The sequence below is a fragment of the Pigmentiphaga sp. genome (assembly GCF_033795525.1).
Lineage (GTDB): Bacteria > Pseudomonadota > Gammaproteobacteria > Burkholderiales > Burkholderiaceae_B > Pigmentiphaga.
Genome location: NZ_JARYGM010000002.1, coordinates 692,311 through 713,188 on the forward strand (window position 1 = coordinate 692,311; position 20,878 = coordinate 713,188).

19 protein-coding genes are annotated in these 20,878 nt (G+C 66.0%); 5 read left to right on the top strand and 14 right to left on the bottom strand.

From position 1 onward, the window contains the following. Positions 1–19: 19 nt before the first annotated feature. Positions 20–448, bottom strand: coding sequence for an NfeD family protein (locus QHC78_RS08020; RefSeq protein ID WP_319743350.1), 429 nt, complete (start codon positions 446–448; stop codon positions 20–22). A 224-nt stretch (positions 449–672) separates the two neighbouring features. Here QHC78_RS08020 and QHC78_RS08025 point away from each other — a divergent pair, with 224 nt between their 5' ends. The 3 genes from QHC78_RS08025 to QHC78_RS08035 are packed head-to-tail and all read left to right on the top strand — an operon-like array spanning position 673 to position 4,282. Then, complete coding sequence (locus QHC78_RS08025; protein WP_319743351.1) at positions 673–1,665, top strand: Bug family tripartite tricarboxylate transporter substrate binding protein; 993 nt, start codon at positions 673–675, stop codon at positions 1,663–1,665. Positions 1,666–1,697: 32 nt separating this feature from the next. Then, positions 1,698–3,014: a Rieske 2Fe-2S domain-containing protein gene (locus tag QHC78_RS08030; protein WP_319743352.1), complete on the top strand. Its 1,317-nt coding sequence runs from the start codon at positions 1,698–1,700 to the stop codon at positions 3,012–3,014. 11 nt (positions 3,015–3,025) lie between these two features. Next, complete coding sequence (locus tag QHC78_RS08035) at positions 3,026–4,282, top strand: M24 family metallopeptidase (RefSeq protein WP_319743353.1); 1,257 nt, start codon at positions 3,026–3,028, stop codon at positions 4,280–4,282. A gap of 63 nt (positions 4,283–4,345) precedes the next feature. Here QHC78_RS08035 and QHC78_RS08040 read toward each other — a convergent pair whose 3' ends face one another. Then, entirely contained in the window at positions 4,346–4,870 is a 525-nt protein-coding gene (locus QHC78_RS08040; protein ID WP_319743354.1) for a MarR family winged helix-turn-helix transcriptional regulator, read from the bottom strand. A 184-nt stretch (positions 4,871–5,054) separates the two neighbouring features. Next, a complete protein-coding gene (ppsA, locus tag QHC78_RS08045; RefSeq protein WP_319743355.1) occupies positions 5,055–7,418 on the bottom strand; it encodes a phosphoenolpyruvate synthase in 2,364 nt (787 codons plus the stop codon). 275 nt (positions 7,419–7,693) lie between these two features. On the opposite strand from ppsA, the gene ppsR reads away from it, so the two are divergent. Together ppsR and QHC78_RS08055 are read left to right on the top strand one after the other, a co-directional pair. Beyond that, complete coding sequence (gene ppsR / locus QHC78_RS08050; RefSeq protein WP_319743356.1) at positions 7,694–8,542, top strand: posphoenolpyruvate synthetase regulatory kinase/phosphorylase PpsR; 849 nt, start codon at positions 7,694–7,696, stop codon at positions 8,540–8,542. A gap of 24 nt (positions 8,543–8,566) precedes the next feature. Further along, positions 8,567–8,989: a VOC family protein gene (locus tag QHC78_RS08055; protein ID WP_319743357.1), complete on the top strand. Its 423-nt coding sequence runs from the start codon at positions 8,567–8,569 to the stop codon at positions 8,987–8,989. Between the two features lie 14 nt (positions 8,990–9,003). On the opposite strand, the gene QHC78_RS08060 is transcribed toward QHC78_RS08055, so the two are convergent. The 11 genes from QHC78_RS08060 to QHC78_RS08110 all read right to left on the bottom strand — a co-directional run bounded on the left by QHC78_RS08060 (position 9,004) and on the right by QHC78_RS08110 (position 20,874). Further along, entirely contained in the window at positions 9,004–9,798 is a 795-nt protein-coding gene (locus QHC78_RS08060) for a TrmH family RNA methyltransferase (protein ID WP_319743358.1), read from the bottom strand. A gap of 28 nt (positions 9,799–9,826) precedes the next feature. Next, positions 9,827–10,618 carry a ribonuclease HII gene (rnhB, locus tag QHC78_RS08065; protein WP_413816431.1) on the bottom strand — a complete coding sequence of 264 codons (792 nt, stop codon included), beginning with the start codon at positions 10,616–10,618 and terminating at the stop codon, positions 9,827–9,829. Next, complete coding sequence (lpxB, locus tag QHC78_RS08070) at positions 10,611–11,756, bottom strand: lipid-A-disaccharide synthase (protein ID WP_319743359.1); 1,146 nt, start codon at positions 11,754–11,756, stop codon at positions 10,611–10,613. The genes rnhB and lpxB overlap by 8 nt, the downstream gene beginning before the upstream one ends. Before the next feature lie 20 nt (positions 11,757–11,776). Further along, positions 11,777–12,565, bottom strand: a complete 789-nt coding sequence (gene lpxA / locus QHC78_RS08075) for an acyl-ACP--UDP-N-acetylglucosamine O-acyltransferase (RefSeq protein WP_319743360.1) — start codon at positions 12,563–12,565, stop codon at positions 11,777–11,779. Between the two features lie 11 nt (positions 12,566–12,576). Next, on the bottom strand, positions 12,577–13,023 hold the full coding sequence (gene fabZ / locus QHC78_RS08080) for a 3-hydroxyacyl-ACP dehydratase FabZ (RefSeq protein WP_319743361.1): 447 nt from the start codon (positions 13,021–13,023) through the stop codon (positions 12,577–12,579). A gap of 55 nt (positions 13,024–13,078) precedes the next feature. Further along, complete coding sequence (gene lpxD / locus QHC78_RS08085) at positions 13,079–14,200, bottom strand: UDP-3-O-(3-hydroxymyristoyl)glucosamine N-acyltransferase (RefSeq protein WP_319743362.1); 1,122 nt, start codon at positions 14,198–14,200, stop codon at positions 13,079–13,081. A 43-nt stretch (positions 14,201–14,243) separates the two neighbouring features. Beyond that, positions 14,244–14,807, bottom strand: a complete 564-nt coding sequence (locus QHC78_RS08090) for an OmpH/Skp family outer membrane protein (RefSeq protein ID WP_319743485.1) — start codon at positions 14,805–14,807, stop codon at positions 14,244–14,246. 145 nt (positions 14,808–14,952) lie between these two features. Then, positions 14,953–17,247, bottom strand: a complete 2,295-nt coding sequence (gene bamA, locus QHC78_RS08095; protein ID WP_319743363.1) for an outer membrane protein assembly factor BamA — start codon at positions 17,245–17,247, stop codon at positions 14,953–14,955. A 115-nt stretch (positions 17,248–17,362) separates the two neighbouring features. Next, on the bottom strand, positions 17,363–18,697 hold the full coding sequence (gene rseP / locus QHC78_RS08100) for an RIP metalloprotease RseP (protein WP_319743364.1): 1,335 nt from the start codon (positions 18,695–18,697) through the stop codon (positions 17,363–17,365). Positions 18,698–18,811: 114 nt separating this feature from the next. After that, positions 18,812–20,026: a 1-deoxy-D-xylulose-5-phosphate reductoisomerase gene (locus QHC78_RS08105; protein WP_319743365.1), complete on the bottom strand. Its 1,215-nt coding sequence runs from the start codon at positions 20,024–20,026 to the stop codon at positions 18,812–18,814. Beyond that, complete coding sequence (locus QHC78_RS08110; protein WP_319743366.1) at positions 20,023–20,874, bottom strand: phosphatidate cytidylyltransferase; 852 nt, start codon at positions 20,872–20,874, stop codon at positions 20,023–20,025. The genes QHC78_RS08105 and QHC78_RS08110 overlap by 4 nt, the downstream gene beginning before the upstream one ends. Between the last annotated feature and the right edge of the window lie 4 nt (positions 20,875–20,878).

Below are 20,878 nucleotides of genomic sequence, written 5' to 3' on the forward strand. Positions count from 1 at the left end.
GCGACCGCCGGCAAGCACGTCAGTCTTGGGGGGCCAGCACCAGACTATTGCCCCGCATTTCCTTGATCACGTAGAGCCCGGCTACCGGTTCCACGCCAGGCGCGAGCTCGGCCTGCCAGTGCGCCCCGCGATACCAGACGCGCGCGGTACGGTCCTCGCTCCAGGCCTCGACCTTGACGGTCTGCCCGATGTCCATGTTGACGTTGGCATTGCGCGATGGCGCGCCGCCGCGCTTCTTGAGCACGTTGAGGCGCTTGAGCAGCAGCATGGACAGCACGACGGCGGCCGCGCACAGCACGATCTGCCAGGCGATGCCGGCCCCCAGCCAGGCGGCAAGGCCCGCTACCGCGAACCCGACCGCGACCATCAGCAGGTAGAAGGTGCCGCTCATGACTTCGCCGATCAGGGCCAATGCCATCAATCCGAACCACACCCACGCGGGGTTCATTGCTATCTCCTTGCGATGTAGCCGGCATGGCCGGCCTGCCGGGCGGCCGGGCATGAAGCGCTCCCGCCGCGCCGCCTATTATGCCCGCACCCTGCCTCGGCCGCTCGAGCATGCCGGGAATGGATGTCCGGCTGCAAAAGGTTGACATGTACAACTCGTTGTATGAGACTACAACCCGTAGCGCGTACCAGTCTTTCCATTGCAGTCCACCCCAGCCGAGGACGATGATGAAAGTGCCAGCCTTCCGTTCCACCCGCTTCATGCGCCGCCTCATGGCGCTGTTCCTGGCCATGGGCTTCCAGGCCTATGCCGGTCCGGCTTTCTCCTTTCCCGACAAACCGGTCAGGATCATCGTGGGCTTCCCGGCCGGCGGCTCTTCCGACCTGTCCGCACGCATCGTCGCCGAATACCTGAGCGGCAAATGGAACGTACCGGTCATCGTGGAAAACCGCGTGGGCGCGGGCGGGACTATCGCGGCCGCCCATGTGGCGTCGTCTCCGCCCGATGGGCACACGCTACTGCTGATCGGACCCGGCACCCATGCGGTGTCGGCGGCCACCTATACGGGACTGCCGTACGACGCGGTCAAGAGCTTCGCGCCCATCTCGCAAATCGGCTGGGGTCCTTACTTCATCCTGGTCAACAGCGACTCCGAACTGCGCACCATGCGCGACCTGGTCTCGTTGGCGAAAACCGCCCCCGGCCGGGTCAGCTTCGCCTCCACCGGCAAGGGCTCGGGCGCGCACTACATGGGCGAAACGCTGGCGCAGGTCACGGGCACGAAGCTGCTGCACGTACCGTATAACGGCGCGTCGCCGGCCACCCTCGCGGTGATGGGCGGGCAAGTCACCATCGCCATCAGCGACATGTCGGCCGCGGCCAATACCCGCAGCGGCAAGCTCAGGGCGCTGGCCGCCACCACCCCCTCCCGCTCTCCGCTCTTTCCCGACATCCCGACCTTGATGGAACAGGGCGTGCCCGCTTCCTACACCGTGTCGGTAGGGTTGGTAGCAGCCGCCGGCACGCCGGAAAAAGTCATTGGTCAAATCCATGGCGCCGTCTCGGAAGCCTTGGCCGCGGCAAGCGTCCGGCAACGTCTGGAGGCGCTCGGTTTCGAGGCCAAGGCCAATACCCCGGCCGAATTTGCCGCATCCATTGCCGGCGACGTAAGGCGCTTCGGCGCCTTTGTCGAACAGGCCGGCCTCAAACAGCCATAACCCCACCCGCTTTGCTCGAGGACCTCTTCCCCATGTCCGCCACTACCCGCCCCGCCACGGACATCGATGTCCGCCGCCCGCGCCGGATCGACTGCGCCCTCACCGGCCCGTCGACGCCCGCCGGGAGGTACCTGCGCAAGTTCTGGAACCCGGTCTATCACAGCGCGGACATCGCTCCCGGCACGGCCGTCCCTCTGCGCATTCTCGGCGAAAGCTTCACGCTCTACCGCGGCGAAACGGGCACGCTGCATCTGGTGCAAGCCCGTTGCCCTCATCGGGGCACGCTGCTGTCCACGGGCTGGATCGAAGGCGACGAGATCCGGTGCTTTTATCATGGCTGGAAGTTCGACCCGGAAGGCCGCTGTACCGAACAGCCGGCGGAAGAGTCCGCCTTCGTGGAAAGGATACGCATACAGAGCTGGCCGGTGCGCGAATACCTGGGCCTGGTGTTCGCCTACCTTGGCGAAGACACGCCCCCCGAGCTGCCGCGCTATCGCGAATTCGAGGAATTCGAAGGCATCGTGGAAGTCGATTCCTATGTGCGCGACTGCAATTTTTTCCAGAACCTGGAGAACGCGCTGGACATGGCGCACGTAGGTTTCGTCCACGCTGACAACCGCGCGTCCTTCCGCGACATCGGGCTGGGCCGCGCACTGCGGGCGGTGGAATCGGACTGGGGGGTGACCTATACCTTCACCCGGGCCGACGGCAAGGTGCGCGTGCAGCAGTTCGGCATGCCCAATATCTTCCACATGACAGCCCTGCCGAACGAAGAGGACGTCGACTGGCAGGAGTCGCTGTTCTGGTGGGTGCCCATCGATGACACCCGGCACATGCAGTTCAGCCTTCATCGCGTGCCCCTCAAGGGGGACGCGGCGATTCGTTTCAAGGAACGCCGCCAACGCCGCCGCTCCTCGATCGACATCCCGCACCAGACCGTGTGCGAGGCCATCCTGACCGGCCGGAAACGGCTGCAGGACGTCGATCCGCAACGCGTGGACATGGTCCGCCTGCAGGACGATATTGCGCAGCTGGGGCAGGGTCGCCTTGCCGACCGGCGGGCGGAAAAGCTGGGCCGGGCCGACGTCGGCGTCATCGCCACGCGCCGTCTGTGGGAGCGGGAAATCTCGGCGCTGCTCGATGGGCGCCCGTTGAAATCCTGGACCCGGACCCCCGCCATCGTGCCGGCGGTGTGGGGACTCCAGGCCGACCGCGACGAACAGCTGCGCCTGTCGGCGACGGATACCGGCGCCCGCGCCGAGATCATCGATATCCGCCCTTATGTCGAAGTCGAACTGCAGCTGGACGCCCTGCATGGCGCAGGCACGGACGGCGCGGGCGAACCCTGAAAGAGGAACCCATGACCCTGGCATCCCTGTCACCCTTGTCCGCTCCGACCCTGTCCCTGCGCGAGCGGGACCGCCGGTGGGCGGGACTGCGCCGTATCATGGCACAACGCGATCTCGCCGCCATCGTCGTCGGCAGCTTCCAGGGCCGGGAGCGGCTCGAAAGCTACCTCATCGACGACTTCCTGGATGCGGTGGTCATCCTGCCCGCCGAAGGCGACGCCGTGGTCGTGGCTTTCTCGGCATCCCGCCTCTCCCGCGCCTACGAAAGCGAACGTCGCGGCATCCCGCTATGGGCGTCGGACTACCGCATCGGCGGAGGCGGCAAATACGTCGCCGACGTCCTTCAGGAACGCGGTTTGGCCAGGGCCAGAATCGGGCTGGTCGGCCTTGGGCCGACGGCGCCCGGAGAAATGGAAGGACTGATGCCGCTGGGTTTCCATACCAACCTGCTGTCCGCCCTTCCCCAGGCGAGCTTCCACGACTTCACCGACGATCTTACGACCTTCATGCTGGTCAAGAGCGAGGAGGAGCAGGCGCTGCTGCGCTATGCGGCCCAGGTGACCGAACGCGCCTGTGTCGCGATGGCACAGACCGCCGCGCCCGGCGTCAGCGAAGCCGAGGTCTACGCGGAACTGATGCGTGAAATCTATCGGGCCGGATGCGATGTACGCTATCCCTTCCTGAGCCTGCAATCAGGACCGGACAACATTGGCTGGGGGGCGCCCCGCTGGACGCTCAGGGCAGAACCGCCGCGCACGCTGCAGCGGGGCGACGTGGTCCAGGCCGAGATTCATACCGCCTATGGCGGACAAGAGGCCCAGGCCCAGATGTGCGTGGCCCTGGACCCGGTCGACGCGGATCTGCAACGTTGCGAAGCCGTCGCCCGGGCCTCTTACGAAGCGGGCTTGCGCGCCATCCGGCCCGGCGTGACCTTCGGCGAAGTGGTGGCCGCCATGGAAGCGCCCATTGCGGCCAGCAAATGCTGGAGCAAGACCCCGCTGCTGCATACCCTGACCTTCGGCTCGACCGGCTTTACGCCGGTCAACCGCGAGCAACTGGCAGGAACCCGGGAGGAAGCCATCGAGGGCCTGCTGCGGCCCGGCGTGCGCCGCCCCGGACTGGTCCTGGCCGAAGGCATGGGCCTGGAACTGGAACCCAATGCCTGCCTAGGCATGAAACGGGTCAACATAGGCGGTGCCGTCCTGGTGGGCCCATCCGGCCCGGAAGCGCTCAACGACATTCCCACGCGCGTCTGGCACAAGCGCTGACTCCTCCGCGCCGCGAGGCCTTGCACCGCTCAGGCCGGTGATCGCGCCCTGGGCGCAGTCATGTCAATCGGCGTCCGTCGAGGACGGCTGGTCGGCATGGCCGAATCGCAGGCGCAGCACCGCCTCTATCCTGTCGAAGGCCTCGAACATGGCCCGCACCTTGGCGTCGTCCACCGAGGCGAGCAGCTCGCCCTGCAACTTGGCGATCCGGCTGGCCACGCGATCGTTCATATCGCGTCCCTTCCTGGTCGGGAGGATATGGGTCACACGCGCATCGCCGTCGGACAGCCGGCGTTCGATCAGGCCGCGCGTCTGCAGCTTGCGCACCGCACGCGAGACAGCCGCCTTGTCGAGCGTCACCCAACGCATGATTTCCGACGCCGGGATAGGCGCGTAGCGGCAGATCACGCTCATCACCTTCCATTGGTGGAGCGTGAACTCCTCGGCCATGTAGATCTCGGCCGTGGCGCGGCCCAGCAAGGACCCAAGAATGGACAACCTGTAGGACAGGTTGTTCTCGAAGGCCAGCCCCGGCAAGTCCTCGCCCCATTCACTCTGGGATTCCCCCTTGGAAGGTGAAGCTGTCATCGATCGCTATAAGCCACAGTCCGCGCCCAAAAACAATTCCGCAGCAAGCCGCCCCCGCAAAAAACCGCCCCCAAGCCCCCTCCCCACCAGCCGATGGTTTTACCTAGGATGCGGGTGGATCCGGCTCCGCCGGTCCACCCGCATCGCCCCCTGGGGGGCGTGCGTAAGCGCGTACGGGGGACACCTACTCAGCGAGTTTCTTCCAGGTATCGACCACCGTGTCGGGGTTCAACGAGATCGACTTGATACCCTGGTCCCTCAGCCAGACCGCGAAGTCGGGATGGTCGGACGGGCCCTGGCCGCAGATACCGACGTACTTGCCCGCCTTCAGGCACGCCTCGATGGCGCGCTGCAGGAGCGCCTGCACGGCGGGATCGCGTTCGTCGAAGTCGGCCGCCAGCAGTTCCAGGCCCGAGTCCCGGTCCAGGCCCAGCGTGAGCTGGGTCAGGTCGTTCGAGCCGATCGAGAAGCCGTCGAAATACTCCAGGAACTGCTCGGCCAACACCGCGTTGGACGGCACCTCGCACATCATGACCAGGCGCAGGCCGTTTTCGCCGCGCTTGAGCTTGTTCTCGGCCAGCAGATCCACCACGCGCTCGGCTTGCTTGAGCGTGCGCACGAAGGGCACCATGATCTCGACGTTGGTCAGACCCATGTCTTCGCGCACGCGGCGCAGCGCCTCGCATTCCATGCGGAAGCACTCGGCGAATTCCCCGGCGATGTAGCGCGACGCGCCGCGGAAGCCCAGCATGGGGTTTTCTTCCTCGGGCTCGTAGCGCGAACCGCCGATGAGCTTGCGGTATTCGTTCGACTTGAAGTCCGACATGCGGACGATCACGGGCTTGGGATAGAACGCGGCGGCGATGGTGGCCACGCCCTCGGCCAGCTTGTCGACGAAGAACGCGCGCGGGCTGGCATAGCCACGGGCCACCGACTCCACCGCTTTCTTGAGCTCGCCATCGACATTCGGATAGTCGAGGATGGCCTTGGGGTGGATGCCGATGTTGTTGTTGATGATGAATTCCAGGCGCGCCAGGCCGACGCCGCCGTTCGGGATCTGCGCGAAATCGTAGGCCAGCTGCGGGTTGCCCACGTTCATCATGATCTTGACCGGGATCTCGGGCATTTCGCCGCGGCGCACTTCCTCGACCTCGGTCTCGAGCAGGCCGTCGTAGATGCGGCCCTCGTCGCCTTCTGCGCACGAGACGGTAACCATGGCGCCATCGGACAACACGCTGGTGGCGTCGCCGCTGCCGACAACCGCCGGGATGCCCAGTTCACGCGCGATGATGGCGGCGTGGCAAGTCCGTCCGCCGCGGTTGGTCACGATGGCCGAGGCGCGCTTCATGACGGGTTCCCAGTTGGGATCGGTCATGTCGGTAACCAGCACGTCGCCGGCCTGGACCTTGTCCATGTCGGCGATATCGGCCACCAGGCGCACCGGGCCGGACCCGATCTTCTGGCCGATGGCGCGGCCGGTGACCAGCACGTTGCCGGTCGCCTTCAGGCGATAGCGCTGCTGCACGTCGTTGCCGGACTGCTGCGACTTGACCGTCTCGGGACGCGCCTGGAGGATGTAGATCTTGCCGTCGATGCCGTCCCGGCCCCATTCGATATCCATGGGGCGGCCGTAGTGCTTCTCGATGATGACGGCGTAGCGCGCCAGCTCGATGACGTCCTCGTCCGACAGCGAGAAACGGTTGCGCAACTCGGGCGCGACATCGACCGTGCGCACGGCGCGGCCTTCGGGGCGGGCCGGATCGAACTCCATCTTGATCAGCTTGGAGCCGATGCGGCGGCTGACGATGGGATAGTGGCCGGCTTCGAGCGTCGGCTTGAAGACGTAGAACTCGTCGGGGTTGACGGCACCCTGCACCACCGTTTCGCCCAGGCCGTAGGACGACGTGATGAAGACCACATCGGGGAAGCCGGACTCGGTATCGATGGTGAACATGACCCCGGCCGCACCGGTGTCCGAGCGCACCATGCGCTGCACGCCGGCGGACAGGGCCACGTCGGCATGGGCAAAGCCCTTGTGCACGCGATACGAAATGGCGCGGTCGTTGTAGAGCGAGGCGAATACGTGGCGGATCTTGTCCAGCACGTCGTCGATGCCGACGACGTTCAGGAAGGTTTCCTGCTGGCCCGCGAACGAGGCATCGGGCAGGTCTTCGGCGGTGGCGGACGAGCGAACGGCGAACGATCCCTTCCCGTCGGCGTCGAGCTTGGCGAACGCGTCACGGATTTCCTTCTCGAAGCGGGCCGAGAACGGGGCGTCGATGATCCATTGGCGGATTTCCGCGCCGGTTTCCGCGAGCGCGCGCACGTCTTCCGGATTCAAGGACGACAGGCGTTCGTTGATGCGGGTATCCAGCCCCGAATCCTTGAGGAAATCGCGGAATGCTTCCGCCGTAGTGGCGAAGCCCCCCGGCACGCGGACCCCGGCGCCGGCGAGCTGGCTGATCATCTCTCCCAGTGAAGCGTTCTTTCCTCCTACCGAGTCAACATCCGTCATCCGGAGTTGCTCGAACGGCACGACATAAGACATGAAAGTCCCCTATTACAATGGCAAGAAAGCTTGTTTGGCGAGCACACGCGGAATGCCGCTCCATTCGCAGTGCTCTTGCGCGGTGCGGCACGGCCGCATTCCGTGTGCGCTGGCCAAACCCGCCTTCGACGTGGCCCGGGACATTCGAGCCGGGGACCTATGCCACGCGTAACCAGGGGGAATCCCCGGATTGTACGCCGGCCGCCGGTTTTTCTGCACCACGGTCTTTTGTTACCCTTGCCCGCACAGGAATCCCCTGTTTTAGCGAGATCTCCATGCCTCCATCCGCTCCAGCGCCGAACACCTACCTGCGCACGGTATTCGTGGTTTCCGACGGCACCGGCATTACTGCCGAAACGTTCGCGCACTCGGTCCTGGCCCAGTTCGAGAACGCCCGTTTCCGGCATATCAGGCTTCCTTTCATCGACTCGGTAGACAAGGCGGCGCAGGTCGCCGCGCGCATCGACGCCGCCTTCGCGGCGGACGGCCAGCGGCCCATCGTCTTCAGCACCCTGGTCAATTCCGAGATCAATACCCGTGTACGGCAGGCGAACGGCCTGTTCCTGGACCTGTTCTCCACCTTCGTGGAACCCATCGAGCAGGAGCTGAACCTCAAGTCCAGCCATTCGATCGGGCGTTCCCACAACGTCGCCAACACCCAGCAATACCAAAATCGTATCGAGGCCATCAACTTCAGTCTCGCGCACGACGACGGCCAGTACATCAAGGGCCTGGAACAGGCCGACGTGATCCTGATCGGCGTATCGCGTTGCGGCAAGACGCCCACCAGCCTCTACCTGGCCATGCAATACGGCATCAAGGCAGCCAATGTGCCCCTGATCCCGGACGATTTCGAGCGCGGCGCGCTGCCTTCGGCCATCCTGCCCTACCGCAGCAAGCTGTTCGGTCTCACCATACAGCCCGAGCGGCTGGCCGAGGTGCGTCACGAGCGGCGCCCGGACAGCCGCTATGCCTCGCTGGAACAATGCCGCTACGAGGTCGCCGAGGCAGAGAAGCTGATGCGGCGCGAGAGCATACGCTGGCTGTCGACCACCACCAAATCCATCGAGGAGATCTCCACCACGGTTTTGCAGAAGATCGGGTTGGAGGGACGCTTCTATTGAAGCGGATCGATAAGGAGCACCGACATGAAAGCGCGCATATCGGTACTGACCTTGGGCGTAGACGACCTGGAACGGGCGGTGGCGTTCTACCGGGACGGCCTGGGCCTGCCCACGCAGGGCATCGTCGGCCGGGAATTCGAGCATGGCGCCGTGGCCTTCTTCGATCTGCAAGGGGGCTTGAAGCTGGCCCTGTGGCCACGCGCCTCCTTGGCGCACGATACCGGGCTGCCCAAGAGCGAGGCCGGCGTCCCCGGCTTTAGCATCGGCCATAATGTCCGCAGCCGCGAGGAAGTGGACGCCACGCTGGACCAGGCGAGGCGCGCGGGCGCCTGCATCGTCAAGCCGGCCCACGACACGTTCTGGGGCGGCTATGCAGGGTACTTCCAGGACCTCGACGGCCATCTATGGGAAGTCGTCTGGAACCCTGCCCTCTTGCCCGACGACTGATCGTCCCTGTGCCGCTAGGCGGCCATATACCGGCGCCGGTGCTCGAACAAGCATACCGCCACGGCGGCGGCCACATTCAGGGACTCCGCGGCCGGCTCCTGGGGAATGCGCACACGCAGATCAGCCGCGGCCTGGAGATCGGCGCGCACGCCCTGCCCTTCATTGCCGAAGATCCAGGCACAATGCCTGGACAAGGCGGTGCCGTACAAGCCGGTGGCATCGTCCAGCGTGGTCGCCACCAGTGGAACATCGAGACGGCCAAGCAGCGCCCCCAGATCCACGCGCTCGTAGATGGCCAGGGAAAAATGCGCCCCCTGCCCCGAGCGCAGAACCTTGGGAGACCAGGCGAAGGCGGTCTCGTCGGACAGGAAAACGCTGCGCACGCCCGCGGCGGCGCAGGTCCTGAGGATGGAACCGACGTTGCCGGGGTCCTGGATGCGGTCGAGCAACACGCAGCTTTCCGCGATGCGCTCGGGTAGCGGCGGCACCGGCGTCTCGACCACGAACACCACCCCCTGTCCCGCCTGGACCTGCTCCAGGTCTTCGATCAGGTTTCCGTCGAGCCAGACGTGGCGATCGGCGGGGATGTCCTGGCACAAGCGCCGCACTTCGGCGCTCGGGCGCTCGCCCTCCAGCCGCCGGCTGTCGAATACAGCATAGCGCGGCAACCCTTGCCATTGCAGATAGGCCTGGCACAAGTGGACGCCGTCGAGAACCGACAGGCCGGCGTGGCGGCGAGCCTGAGACGTATGCGCGAGCTTGCGCAGAGACTTGAACAGCGGGTTGTCGCGCGAAGCGATGCGTTTCATGGTGGTTCTCTATGGCCCTCGCCGGGCCCTAGGCCCGCGATTTGGCCCTGCCGCGGCGGGAAACGGGCGCCTGGGGCTCGACCATGCCATCTTCCCAGGCAGCGATCAGCGAGCCGGTTTGCGGCATGGCCAGCGCTGCCTCGGACACCATGGATTGCCCGGGCAGCGCCCGCCGGACCGGCTCGAAGCTGCGCCGATGTTCCGGACACGGGCCATGCTCGAGCAGGCAGCGCAAATGATCCGGCGTCCCGTAGCCCTTGTGGCGGTCGAAGCCGTAGACCGGGTAGATCTCGTGCAGGCGGACCAGCTCGGCATCGCGCGCGGTCTTGGCGAGGATGGAGGCCGCCGATATGGCCGCCACTTGGGCATCGCCGCCTATGACGGTCTGCACGGGGCATGGCAGCGCCGGAGCACGATTGCCGTCCACCTGCACCACGTCGGGCATCAGCCCCAGTCCTTCGACCGCCCGGCGCATGGCCAGCATGGTCGCGTTGAGGATGTTCAGCGTGTCTATTTCCGCCACGCTGACGCTGGCCACGCACCAGGCCAGCGCCCGTTCCTGGATTTGCGGCGCCAGTTCGTCGCGCGCCCGCTCGGTCAGTATCTTGGAGTCGTTCAGGCCGTCAATCGGGCGGGCGGGATCGAGCACGACCGCCGCCGCGTAGACCGGCCCGGCCAGCGGCCCGCGGCCGGCTTCGTCCACGCCGGCGACCCGAAGGGTGCGCAGGGCCTGGGCATCGAAGACCTGCAGCAGATCGGCCCCGGGCGAATCCACCGCGGCCCAGCCGAACTCGGTTTGCACCCAGCCTTTCTCACCCATGGCCCGCTACCTCCAGGATGGCTTGGCTGGCCAGGGCCGGCGTATCGCGCACCAGGTCGTCGTGCAAGGCACCAAAGCGGGCTTCCAGGCGCCTGGCCCCGGCCTCGTCGGTCAAGGCCTTCCAGGCCGCATCGGCCAGCGCACGCGGCGTGGCATCGTCCTGCAGCAGCTCCGGAACGAGCGTGTCCCGGCACAGGATATTGGGCAGGCCGACCCAAGGCAGGTAGGCCTGGCGGCGCATGATCCACCACGACAGCCGCGGCAGCACGTAGGAGATCACCATGGGGCGCTTGAACAAGGCCGCCTCCAGCGTGGCGGTGCCGCTGGCCACGAGCACGGCATCGCAGGCGGCCAGGATGTCGTGGGACCCTCCCACGATGGTGTGCAGGTTCTTCAGCCCCCCTACCGCGGACGCATGGGCCAGGAACTCGCGCTCGCGTTCGGCATTGGCCATGGGCGCCCACAGTTCGAGTGCGGGATCCCGGATCTGCAGCAGCTTGGCCGCAGCCAGGAACCGCGGCGCCAGGTGGCGTACCTCGCCCGCCCGGCTGCCCGGCATCAGCGCCAGCACACGTGCTCCCGAAGCCGCCCCCAGGCGCGCGCGCGCAGCGGCGCGGTCGGGTGTGTGCGCGATGGTCCGGGCGAGCGGATGGCCAACGTAGGTAACCGGCACGCCGGCGTCGCGGTAGATCTGTTCCTCGAAGGGAAACACCACCAATATGCGCGACACCGCTTCGCGTATCTTGTTGATGCGTTCCCCGCGCCATGCCCACAGCGAGGGGCCGATGAAATGCACAGTGGGAATGCCGCCTGCGCGCAGGGCGTGCTCGAGCGAGAAATTGAAATCCGGCGCGTCGACGCCGACGAACGCGGCCGGCCGCTCGGCCAGCCACCGCTCGCGTACGGCGCGGCGGATCTGGAGCAGTTCCGGCAGGTGCATCAGGACGTCGGCATAGCCATTCACGGCCAGTTTCTGCATGGGATACCAGGCTTCGAACCCGTGCGCCTGCATCTTGGGACCGCCTATACCGGTCAGTGCGAATTGGGGTGCCCGTGCGTGCAGCGCCTCGACGACTGAGGCGGCCAGCAAGTCGCCCGAGGGCTCTCCGGCCACCATGCCGATGGACGGTCTGGCCACAACCGGCACGCCGGCCTCCGTCAGCGCACGATACCGCGGGTGGCGGTATCGAGGAAGTTCAGCAAGGTCGACAAGGAGGCATCGAGCTCGGGAGACCCGGCGCGCTTGGCCTGTAGTGCCGCGCGCGCCTCGTCCAGGGTCAGGCCCTGGCGGTACAGGGTCTTGTATGCCGCGCGGAGGCCGGAAATCTGCGCCGCCGAGAATCCACGCCGCTTCAGGCCCTCGACATTGATGCCCACCGGCCGTGCGGGACTGCCGGCGCAGGTAACGAATGGAGGCAGGTCCTGCAGCAGGGTCGCATGCACGCCCGTCATCGCGTGCGGGCCGATCTTGACGAACTGGTGCACGCCCGTCATACCGCCCAGGATGACATGGTCGCCGATATGCACATGCCCGGCCAGCTGCGTACCGTTGGCCAAGATGATATGGCTGCCCAGCTGGCAGTCGTGCGCCACGTGCACGTAGGCCATGATCCAGTTGTCGTTACCCAGGCGGGTCACGCCGGCATCCTGCGCCGTGCCGGTATTGATGGTGCAGCATTCCCGTATGGTGTTGCCGTCGCCAATCTCGAGCCGGGTCGGTTCGCCGGCGTACTTCTTGTCCTGCGGAATACCGCCTATGGCGCAGGAGGGGAAGAAGCGATTGCCCCGGCCGATGGTCGTATGGCCTTCGATGACGCAATGCGCGCCGACCTCGGTATCGGCGCCTATGCGCACATGGGGACCGACGATGGCGAACGGGCCTATCGTCACGGTGTCGTCCAGCTGCGCCGCCGGATCGACGATAGCGGTGGGATGTATCCTCGCCACTGCAGCTTCCGTCAGGGTTCGAGGATGCGCATGGTGCACATCAGGCTGGCCTCGGCGGCAATCTGGCCGTCGACCAGCGCCTTGCCGTTGTACTTCCAGATGCCGCGCGTGGCCCGCTCGACATTGACTTCGAGGTTGAGTTGGTCGCCCGGCACGACTGGCCGCTTGAAGCGCGCCCCGTCTATGCCCACGAAGTAGTAAACGGTGTTCTCGTCCGGTTTCTTGCCTGCCGCCGTAAACGAGGTGATCGCCGCGGCCTGGGCCATGGCTTCGAGGATCAGCACACCCGGCATGACCGGATGATGCGGGAAATGGCCGGTAAAAAACGGTTCGTTGATCGACACGTTCTTGATCGCGCGTATCGATTCGCCGGGCTTGACGTCGATGACTCGATCGATGAGCAGCATCGGGTACCGATGCGGCAAATGATCGAGTATCCCCTTGATGTCCATTTCCATACAGAATTCCAGTATTTGACGCGGGACGGACCTCTCCGGAGTCCGCCTCGCCTTTTTACTTCTTTTCCAGCGCCTTGATGCGCTTGGCCATCGTCGCCAGGTGCCTGACCGCGACCGCGTTGCGCTCCCACTGACCATGCTCGGTCATCGGGAAGAAGCCAGTGTATTGACCCGGCTTGTCGATGTTGCTGTGCACCGGGGTGGCGGCCGAGATGAAGACGTCGTCGCCGATGGTCAAGTGCCCCCCTATCATGGCGGCCCCGCCGATGGAGCAGCGTTCGCCTATGGTGGTCGAACCCGCGATGCCGACGCAAGCCGCCATCGCCGTGTGATCACCGATACGGCAATTGTGACCGATCATGATCTGATTATCGATCTTGACGCCGTTTCCAATGACGGTGTCGTCCAGCGCCCCCCGATCGATGGTGGTATTGGCGCCGACTTCGACATCATCGCCGATGCGCACGCCGCCAAATTGCGGAATCTTGGTCCAGGCGCCCTTGGCGCGCGAGGGGTCCGGCGCGAAGCCGAAACCGTCGTCGCCGATGACGGCGCCGGAAAGAATCACGCAGCGCGCGCCCATGCTGACCCCCCGGTACAGGGTAACGCGCGGATGGAGGACGGAATCGGCGCCGATGCGGCAGCCGGCACCGATGAAACAACCCGCTCCGATGCGTGCACGCGGGCCGATGTCGACCCCTTCTTCGATGACGGCCAGCGGCCCGATATGCGCACTGCCGTCGACCCGGGCGCCCGGCGCCACGACGGCTGAAGGATGGATGGATCCGGGCGGCGCGGGATACAGCTGCTGCTCGAACCATTGCCCGATCCGTGCGAACAGCAAGTACGGCGAGTTGCACACTACCAGCGCCAGCGCTTGCTGGCTGCGCCCGGCTTCGGACAGCGCCTGCCGGTAGTACTGCGCGACCTCGGGCGTGACCAGCACGGCCGCGGCCCGGGCGTCCACCAGCTGGGCCTGGTAGCGCGGATTGGAGACGAAACTGAGTTCCTGGGGCCCCGCGCGCTCGAGGTTGGCGATACCGGCGACCCGGGTTTCAGCCAGCGGCGGCACCTGCGCGCCGCCCGGCTCGATCGTCCACGTCAACCCGCTGGTATCGGTTTCCTCGAGCAGCCTTTGCAGGACCGGCGCCTTGGTCGTATCAAGCAAGATGGGCATGCGGAACTCGCGCGGACGACGGGGACAGGAAACAGCGGCGCAATTACTTGGCGCCGTTGTTCAGGGCCTTGAGCACCTTGTCGGTAATGTCGACGCGCGGGCTGACCACGACGGCTTCCTGGAAGATCAGGTCGTAGTTTTCCTGTTCGGCGATCTGCTTGATCACGCGGTTGGCGCGCTCGAGGATTTGCGAAAGCTCTTCATTGCGGCGCTGGTTCAGGTCCTCCTGGAATTCCCGGCGCTTGCGCTGGAAATCCTTGTCGAGGTCGCTGAGCTCCCGTTGGCGGCGTGCCCGGTCGGACTCGGAGAGGACGGCGCTGTCCTTGTCGAGCTGCTCCGACAGGGTGCGCAACCGGTTGGCCATGTCCTGCAGTTCGGCATCGCGCTTCTTGAAATCCGCCTCGATCTTCGCCTGGGCAGCCTTGGCGGGCGCCGCATCGCGGAAAATGCGCTCGGTATTGACGAAGCCGATCTTGACCGGGGCTTGCGATGCCTGGGCATGAGCCGCGCCGACAGCGGCACTTGAGAGCACCAGAGCCGCCAGCAACCGGCCGGCACCCTTGACTGCAGAGGAGGCGGTCAGACTGGAGGCAGATGTCGAAAACATGCGGATCATTTATTTCTCGCTAGGAAGGTAGTCGTGTATTTTGCCACTAATGGCGCGGCCCCGCGCAAGCGGCGCCCATCCTCTCGTAATTGGTTGTAGCAGAAAACCTTTCGAGAGGCATGGGCCCGGAAACCGCCGCGCGCCATCAGAATCCGGTACCGATCTGGAACTGGAAGCTCTGGGTCCGGTCTTCCGGCTTGGCATTCAAGGCCCGGCCGAACGAGATCTTCAGCGGACCGATGGGCGATTGCCAGCTCAGGCCGATACCGGCCGAATACCGCAGCTGGCCGAGGCTGATGTTTTCATCGTCGGAATAGACGTTACCCGCATCGGCAAAGACGAACCAGCGCAAGGTGCGGTCCTGCTGGGTGCCGGGGAATGGCAGCAGCAGCTCGGCATTGGCGATGACCCGCTTGGCACCGCCCAGGCTGTCGCCGTTCTTGCTGTCGCGCGGGCCGAGCGAACCGCCATCGAAGCCGCGCACGGATCCGATACCGCCCGCGTAGACGTTCTTGAGCAGCGGATAAGGCCGGCCGCCGAAGCCCTTGCCATAATCGACCTGGCCGTTGAGCGCCAGCGTCATGTTGCGGTTGATGGGCCAGTAGTACTGGTGCTGGTAGCTGGCCTTGTAGTAGCGTAGGTCGCCGAACAACGAGGTCTCGCCGGCAGCGCGCTGGTAGGTGCCGCGCGTCGGGGCCAGTGCGCTGTCTCGGCGGTCGTTGCTCCAGCCTACCGAGAAAATCACCGCATTGCTGCGGGGGCCGAAGGTGTTGACGTAGTCGATGTAGCGCTGCGGGCTGCTTTCGTAGATGTCGATATCGTTGGCTTCGACCGAGCCGCCGAAGAACACCCGCTGGGTTTCGGTGAACGGTACGCCGAAGGTCAGGCCCGCGCCCATGGTCTTGATGCGGTAGTCACCCCGGTTGATCGACAGCGGCCGCAGCGTGCGGTAGTAGAGGCTGGTCGACCGGCTGATGCCGTCCTGGGTGAAATACGGATTGGTCTGGCTGATCGCGATGGTGCGATACGTCTTGCCGGTATTGAGCTCCAGGCCGGCCGTGGTGCCGCTGCCGAAGATGTTGTCCTGGCTGATGCCGGCCGACAGCACGACTTTGTCGGTGCTGCTGAAGCCCGCGCCCAGGTTGATCATGCCGGTGGGCTTTTCCTGCACGTTCACATTGACGTCGACCTGGTCGGGCGTGCCGGGCACGGGCGGCGTCTCGATGGTGATGTTCTGGAAATAACCCAGGCGGTCGATGCGGTCGCGCGAGAGCTGGATCTTGCCGGCGTCGTACCAGGCGCTTTCCAGCTGGCGCATCTCGCGCCGTACCACGACATCGCGCGTGCGGGTGTTGCCGCCGATGTTGACGCGGCGCACGTATACGCGGCGGTTGGGGTCGACGAAGAAGGTGATGGCGGCGGATTTCTTCTCGCGATCGACCTGCGGCGTGGCGTTGACGTTGCTGAAGGCATAGCCGAGCCGGCCCAGGTAGTCGGTAATCGCCCGGCTCGACTCGTTGACCCGCTCGGCGGAGAAGGTTTCGCCGGGCTTGACCGCGATCAGCTTGTTCAGCTCTTGGTCCAGGCCCAGCAAGTCGCCCGCGAGCTTGACGTCGCTGACGGAATATTTGTCGCCTTCGGTGATCGACAAGGTGATGAAGATATCCTTGCGATCGGGCGAGATGGAAACCTGCGGCGAGTCCACGTTGAACTCGAGATAGCCGCGGTTCATGTAGTACGAGCGCAGGGTTTCGATATCGCCCTGGAGCTTTTCGCGCGAATACTGGTCGGCCTTGGTGTACCAGGTAAGCCAGCCCGGCGTGCTGAGCTGCAGCAGGTCCAGCAGTTCGCTCTCGGGGATGGCCTTGGCCCCGATGATCTTGATGCCGGCGATGCGCGCCACGTCGCCTTCGAAGATATCGAAGGTGATGCCGACGCGGTTGCGCTCGAGCGGCGTGATGGTGGGAACGATCTCGACCGAGTACTTGCCGCGCGCCAGATACTGGCGCTTGAGCTCCTGTTCGGCGCGATCGAGCAAGGCGCGGTCGAAGATGCGCGCTTCGGCGAAGCCTACTTCGGCCAGCGACTTCAGGACGTTGGCGGCTTCGAACTCGCGCATGCCGTTGAACGAAATCGACGCGATGGCCGGACGTTCGTCGACGATGACCACCACCACGTCGTTCTCGACCTCGATCCGTACGTCGCGGAAAAAGCCCGTACCGTACAGCGCGCGTACCGCCTGCGTGGCCTGTTCTTCGGTAAAGCGTTCGCCCACCTTGACCGGCAGATACCCGAACACCGTACCGGCTTCGGTACGCTGGATACCTTCCACCCGGATATCCCGAACGACGAAGGGTTCGAAAGCGTGGGCCAGAGGGGCAACGGCCATGGCCAGCAAAATAGACAGCAAACGCGGCATGCGCCGGGTGCGATTGGTCATGCGTGATCCCGGAATTCTTTGAGTGATATGCGGAAGAGCGATTCGCGACGAGACTTGGCGCCGTCAGCCGGGGCGCGGTCCGCAAAAGCGGCGGAGAAGACAGCGCTCATGAATCCTAGGTCAGCAGTCGCGTAAAGTCGTTGAACAAGGCAACGGCCATCAGCACCATCAGGATGCCGAACCCGGCGCGCTGCCCCATTTCCATCCAGCGTTCCGGCGGCGGGCTGCCCCGGATGATCTCGACCAGATAATACAGCAGGTGCCCGCCATCCAGCATCGGAATGGGCAACAGATTCAACACGCCGAGGCTCACGCTGACCAAAGCCAGGAAGGCAATGTACGCCTCCAGCCCCATGCGGGCGGTCTGGCCGGCATAGTCGGCGATGGTCACCGGCCCGCTCAGGTTGCTCAATGAAACATCCCCCACCAGCATCTTTCCCAGCATGCGCAGCGAGAACCAGGAGACTTCGCCGGTGCGTTGCACGCCCATCCCCAGGCTCTCGAGGGGCCCGTGCCGTACGGTAATGAGCTCGATATCGCCCCCGATCTGCGCGCCGATGCGCCCTATCGGCCGGCCATCGGCCTGGCGCTCCGCGCGCGGCCGCACGTCGATGGCCAGCGTCGCACCGTCCCGGACCACCGTCAGCCGCAGCGGCTGGTCGGCATGGCCCTGAATGACCGAAATCAGCTCGGTGGCGGAAGGGTCGCGTTGGTCGCCCACGGCCACGATGCGGTCGCCGGCGAGCAGCCCGGCCTCTGCAGCCGCGCTGTCGGGCACGATGCCCCGGATGATGGGTCGGGGACTGGCCAGCCCGAATCCTTCCCGGCCCAGGACGTCGCCCTCCATCTGGCCCAGCGCCGCCCCGGAGAAATCGACCGTGCGCGCACGCCGCTCACCGGCGGCGGTCTCGACTTCGATGACGGTGCGGCCCTTGTCGGTCAGGCTCCGGAGCAACATCCAGCGCGCGTCGCCCCAGGTAGCGACCGCCGAGCCGCCGATCGCGAGTATCCTGTCGCCAGCCTGTATTCCCGCGACCGAAGCCGGCGTGCCCGCCGCCGGCGCGCCGAGTACCGGCGCGGGTTCCTTGACGCCCATCATGTTCAGCACCGCGTACAGCAAGGCCGCCAGCGCGAGATTGAACAGCGGACCGGCCGCCACGATGGCAATGCGCTTGCCCACAGGCTGTGCGTTGAACGCCTGGCCGCGCTGCTCGGCGGGAACGTCGCCCTCGCGCTCGTCCAGCATTTTCACGTAGCCGCCCAGCGGAATGGCGGACAACGCCCATTCCGTCCCGCGGCGGTCCGTCCGTCGGCACAAGACCTTGCCGAAGCCGACCGAAAAACGCAGGATGCGTACCCCGCAAGCGCGCGCCACGAGGTAGTGCCCCAGTTCGTGGATCACCACCAGCAGGCCCAGCGCGACGGCAAAAGCCGCCAAGGTCAACAACATGGAAATCTCCTTGCTCCGGCGCCGTACCAGAGAAACCGCACCGGCGGATCAACGCGGAACCGGACGCCGGGTCCGGGGATGCTCACCGAATCACGGTAAACCAACATGCCGGGCTCACCCCGCTACGCCTGGACGGGACCGGGAGAGCGCTTGCCGGGCTTGGGCGCGGGCTTCGTGGTCCAGGTCCAGCAGCCCTTCGAGGCTGCCCAGGCGGTTGCCGGCGTGCATCCATGCGCCTTCCAGCACAGTCTCGATGATAGCCGCGATCGCCGTATATGGGGCGGCGCCCTGCAGGAAAGCGTCGACCGCCACTTCGTTGGCCGCGTTCAGCGCCACGCAGGCCCCCTGCCCGGCACGCAACGCCTCGAAAGCCAGGCGCAGGCATGGGAAACGCGCCAGGTCGGGCGCCTCGAAATCCAACCGCCCCAGGCGCGCCAGGTCGAGCGGCCCGACGCCGCTGGCGATGCGCTCCGGGAATGCCAGGCCATAGGCAATCGGCGTACGCATGTCGGGCTGGCCCAGCTGCGCCAGCACCGAGCCGTCGTCGTATTCCACCATGGAGTGGATGACGCTCTGCGGGTGGATGACCACGTCGATACGCTCGGGCGGCATCGCGAACAACCAATGCGCTTCGATGACTTCCAGGCCCTTGTTGAGCATGGTCGCGGAATCCACCGAGATCTTGCGTCCCATGGACCAGTTGGGATGCGCGCAGGCCTGCGCGGGCGTTACTCCTTCCAGTTCCGCCAGTGGGCGGGTCCTGAAGGGACCGCCGGACGCCGTCAACAACAAGCGGCGGACCCCCGGGGCGGGCCCTTGCCCGGCAGCCGCGCCGCTGTGGGGCAGGCACTGGAAAATCGCATTGTGCTCGCTGTCGATGGGCAGGAGCTCGGCGCCGCTTTGCCGGACGGCGTCCATGAACAACGCCCCCGCCACCACGAGGGCCTCCTTGTTGGCCAGCAGGACGCGCTTGCCCGACCGGGCCGCGGCAAGCGCCGACGGCAACCCGGCCGCGCCCACGATGGCGGCCATCACGGTATCGCTGGCAGGATCGGCGGCCGTATCCACCAGCGCCTGCGCCCCCACCCGTATTTGCGGCAGCGGCGCCCCGCCCTGCCAGGACTCGATGAAACGCTGGCGGGCGGGCCCGTCCGGCACTACCACGACCGGCGCCTGGCTGGCGGCCGCCTGCGCGGCAAGCAGCTCCATCCGGCTGTGTGCGCTCAGCGCGTGCACCCGGTAGCGCCCGGGATGGCGCGCAATGACGTCCAGCGTGCTGGCGCCGATGGAACCGGTGGCCCCCAGAATGGTGACGGTGCGACAAGTCATGACAGCAATACGGCAAGGGGCAGCACGGGAATCAGGGCGTCGATGCGGTCGAGGACCCCGCCGTGGCCGGGCAGCAAGCGGCTGGAGTCCTTGACGCCGGCCCGCCGCTTGATCAGTGATTCGAAAAGATCTCCGGCGATGGACAGCACCGCGAGCACGACAGCCAGCAACAGCGCCCCCAGCCAGCCCCAACGCGCAACCAGGGCGCCTCCGAAGGTGCCGGGATACATTGCGCTCGCGAGTACGAATACGACGGCGCACACGATGCCACCGAGCGCGCCCTCGCGGGTCTTGCCCGGGCTGATATGCGGGGCTAGCTTGCGCCGCCCCAGCGCCCGGCCCACGAAATAGGCGGCGATGTCCGCCACCCAGACCAGCGCCATCAGGGTCAGGAGAAACGTAACACCGCGACCGAACGCTGCCGTCAGCGCCGACCAGGCGGCCAGCAGCGCAAACGGCGCCAGCGCCGTCAGCCAAGGATTGCGGGGCTCGACCTCGGCACTGGCCCGAAACAGCATGGGCACCAGGCCGAACACCCAGACCAGCGACACCGCAATCCACAGCGCGCGCCAGAGCGTTCCTCCGGGACCGCTGGAAAGATCCGCCCCCCCGCTCGTCCAGCGCCAGGCTACCAGCGCCAGCCCCAATCCTATACCGGCCGCCAGCGCGGCGGGATTCGGCCGTCCGGCGCCACCGCGGGGGGCGAGCGTCAGGCGCCACCACTCCCACAGCGCGCAGCCGACGAACACCGCCATCAGAATCTCGAAAGGCCGGGGATCGGCAACCGACAGCACGCCGGCCAGGACGGCCAGCAGCACGACGGCGGTGGCGACGCGTTGCCCTAGCATGCTG

Bases quoted from the DNA above. Each gene is read 5' to 3' on its own strand.
- QHC78_RS08020 (WP_319743350.1), bottom strand. From the start codon at position 448: ATGAACCCCGCGTGGGTGTGGTTCGGATTGATGGCATTGGCCCTGATC.
- QHC78_RS08025 (WP_319743351.1), top strand. From the start codon at position 673: ATGATGAAAGTGCCAGCCTTCCGTTCCACCCGCTTCATGCGCCGCCTC.
- QHC78_RS08030 (WP_319743352.1), top strand. From the start codon at position 1,698: ATGTCCGCCACTACCCGCCCCGCCACGGACATCGATGTCCGCCGCCCG.
- QHC78_RS08035 (WP_319743353.1), top strand. From the start codon at position 3,026: ATGACCCTGGCATCCCTGTCACCCTTGTCCGCTCCGACCCTGTCCCTG.
- QHC78_RS08040 (WP_319743354.1), bottom strand. From the start codon at position 4,870: ATGACAGCTTCACCTTCCAAGGGGGAATCCCAGAGTGAATGGGGCGAG.
- ppsA (WP_319743355.1), bottom strand. From the start codon at position 7,418: ATGTCTTATGTCGTGCCGTTCGAGCAACTCCGGATGACGGATGTTGAC.
- ppsR (WP_319743356.1), top strand. From the start codon at position 7,694: ATGCCTCCATCCGCTCCAGCGCCGAACACCTACCTGCGCACGGTATTC.
- QHC78_RS08055 (WP_319743357.1), top strand. From the start codon at position 8,567: ATGAAAGCGCGCATATCGGTACTGACCTTGGGCGTAGACGACCTGGAA.
- QHC78_RS08060 (WP_319743358.1), bottom strand. From the start codon at position 9,798: ATGAAACGCATCGCTTCGCGCGACAACCCGCTGTTCAAGTCTCTGCGC.
- rnhB (WP_413816431.1), bottom strand. From the start codon at position 10,618: ATGGGTGAGAAAGGCTGGGTGCAAACCGAGTTCGGCTGGGCCGCGGTG.
- fabZ (WP_319743361.1), bottom strand. From the start codon at position 13,023: ATGGAAATGGACATCAAGGGGATACTCGATCATTTGCCGCATCGGTAC.
- lpxD (WP_319743362.1), bottom strand. From the start codon at position 14,200: ATGCCCATCTTGCTTGATACGACCAAGGCGCCGGTCCTGCAAAGGCTG.
- QHC78_RS08090 (WP_319743485.1), bottom strand. From the start codon at position 14,807: ATGTTTTCGACATCTGCCTCCAGTCTGACCGCCTCCTCTGCAGTCAAG.
- bamA (WP_319743363.1), bottom strand. From the start codon at position 17,247: ATGACCAATCGCACCCGGCGCATGCCGCGTTTGCTGTCTATTTTGCTG.
- rseP (WP_319743364.1), bottom strand. From the start codon at position 18,697: ATGTTGTTGACCTTGGCGGCTTTTGCCGTCGCGCTGGGCCTGCTGGTG.
- QHC78_RS08105 (WP_319743365.1), bottom strand. From the start codon at position 20,026: ATGACTTGTCGCACCGTCACCATTCTGGGGGCCACCGGTTCCATCGGC.
- QHC78_RS08110 (WP_319743366.1), bottom strand. From the start codon at position 20,874: ATGCTAGGGCAACGCGTCGCCACCGCCGTCGTGCTGCTGGCCGTCCTG.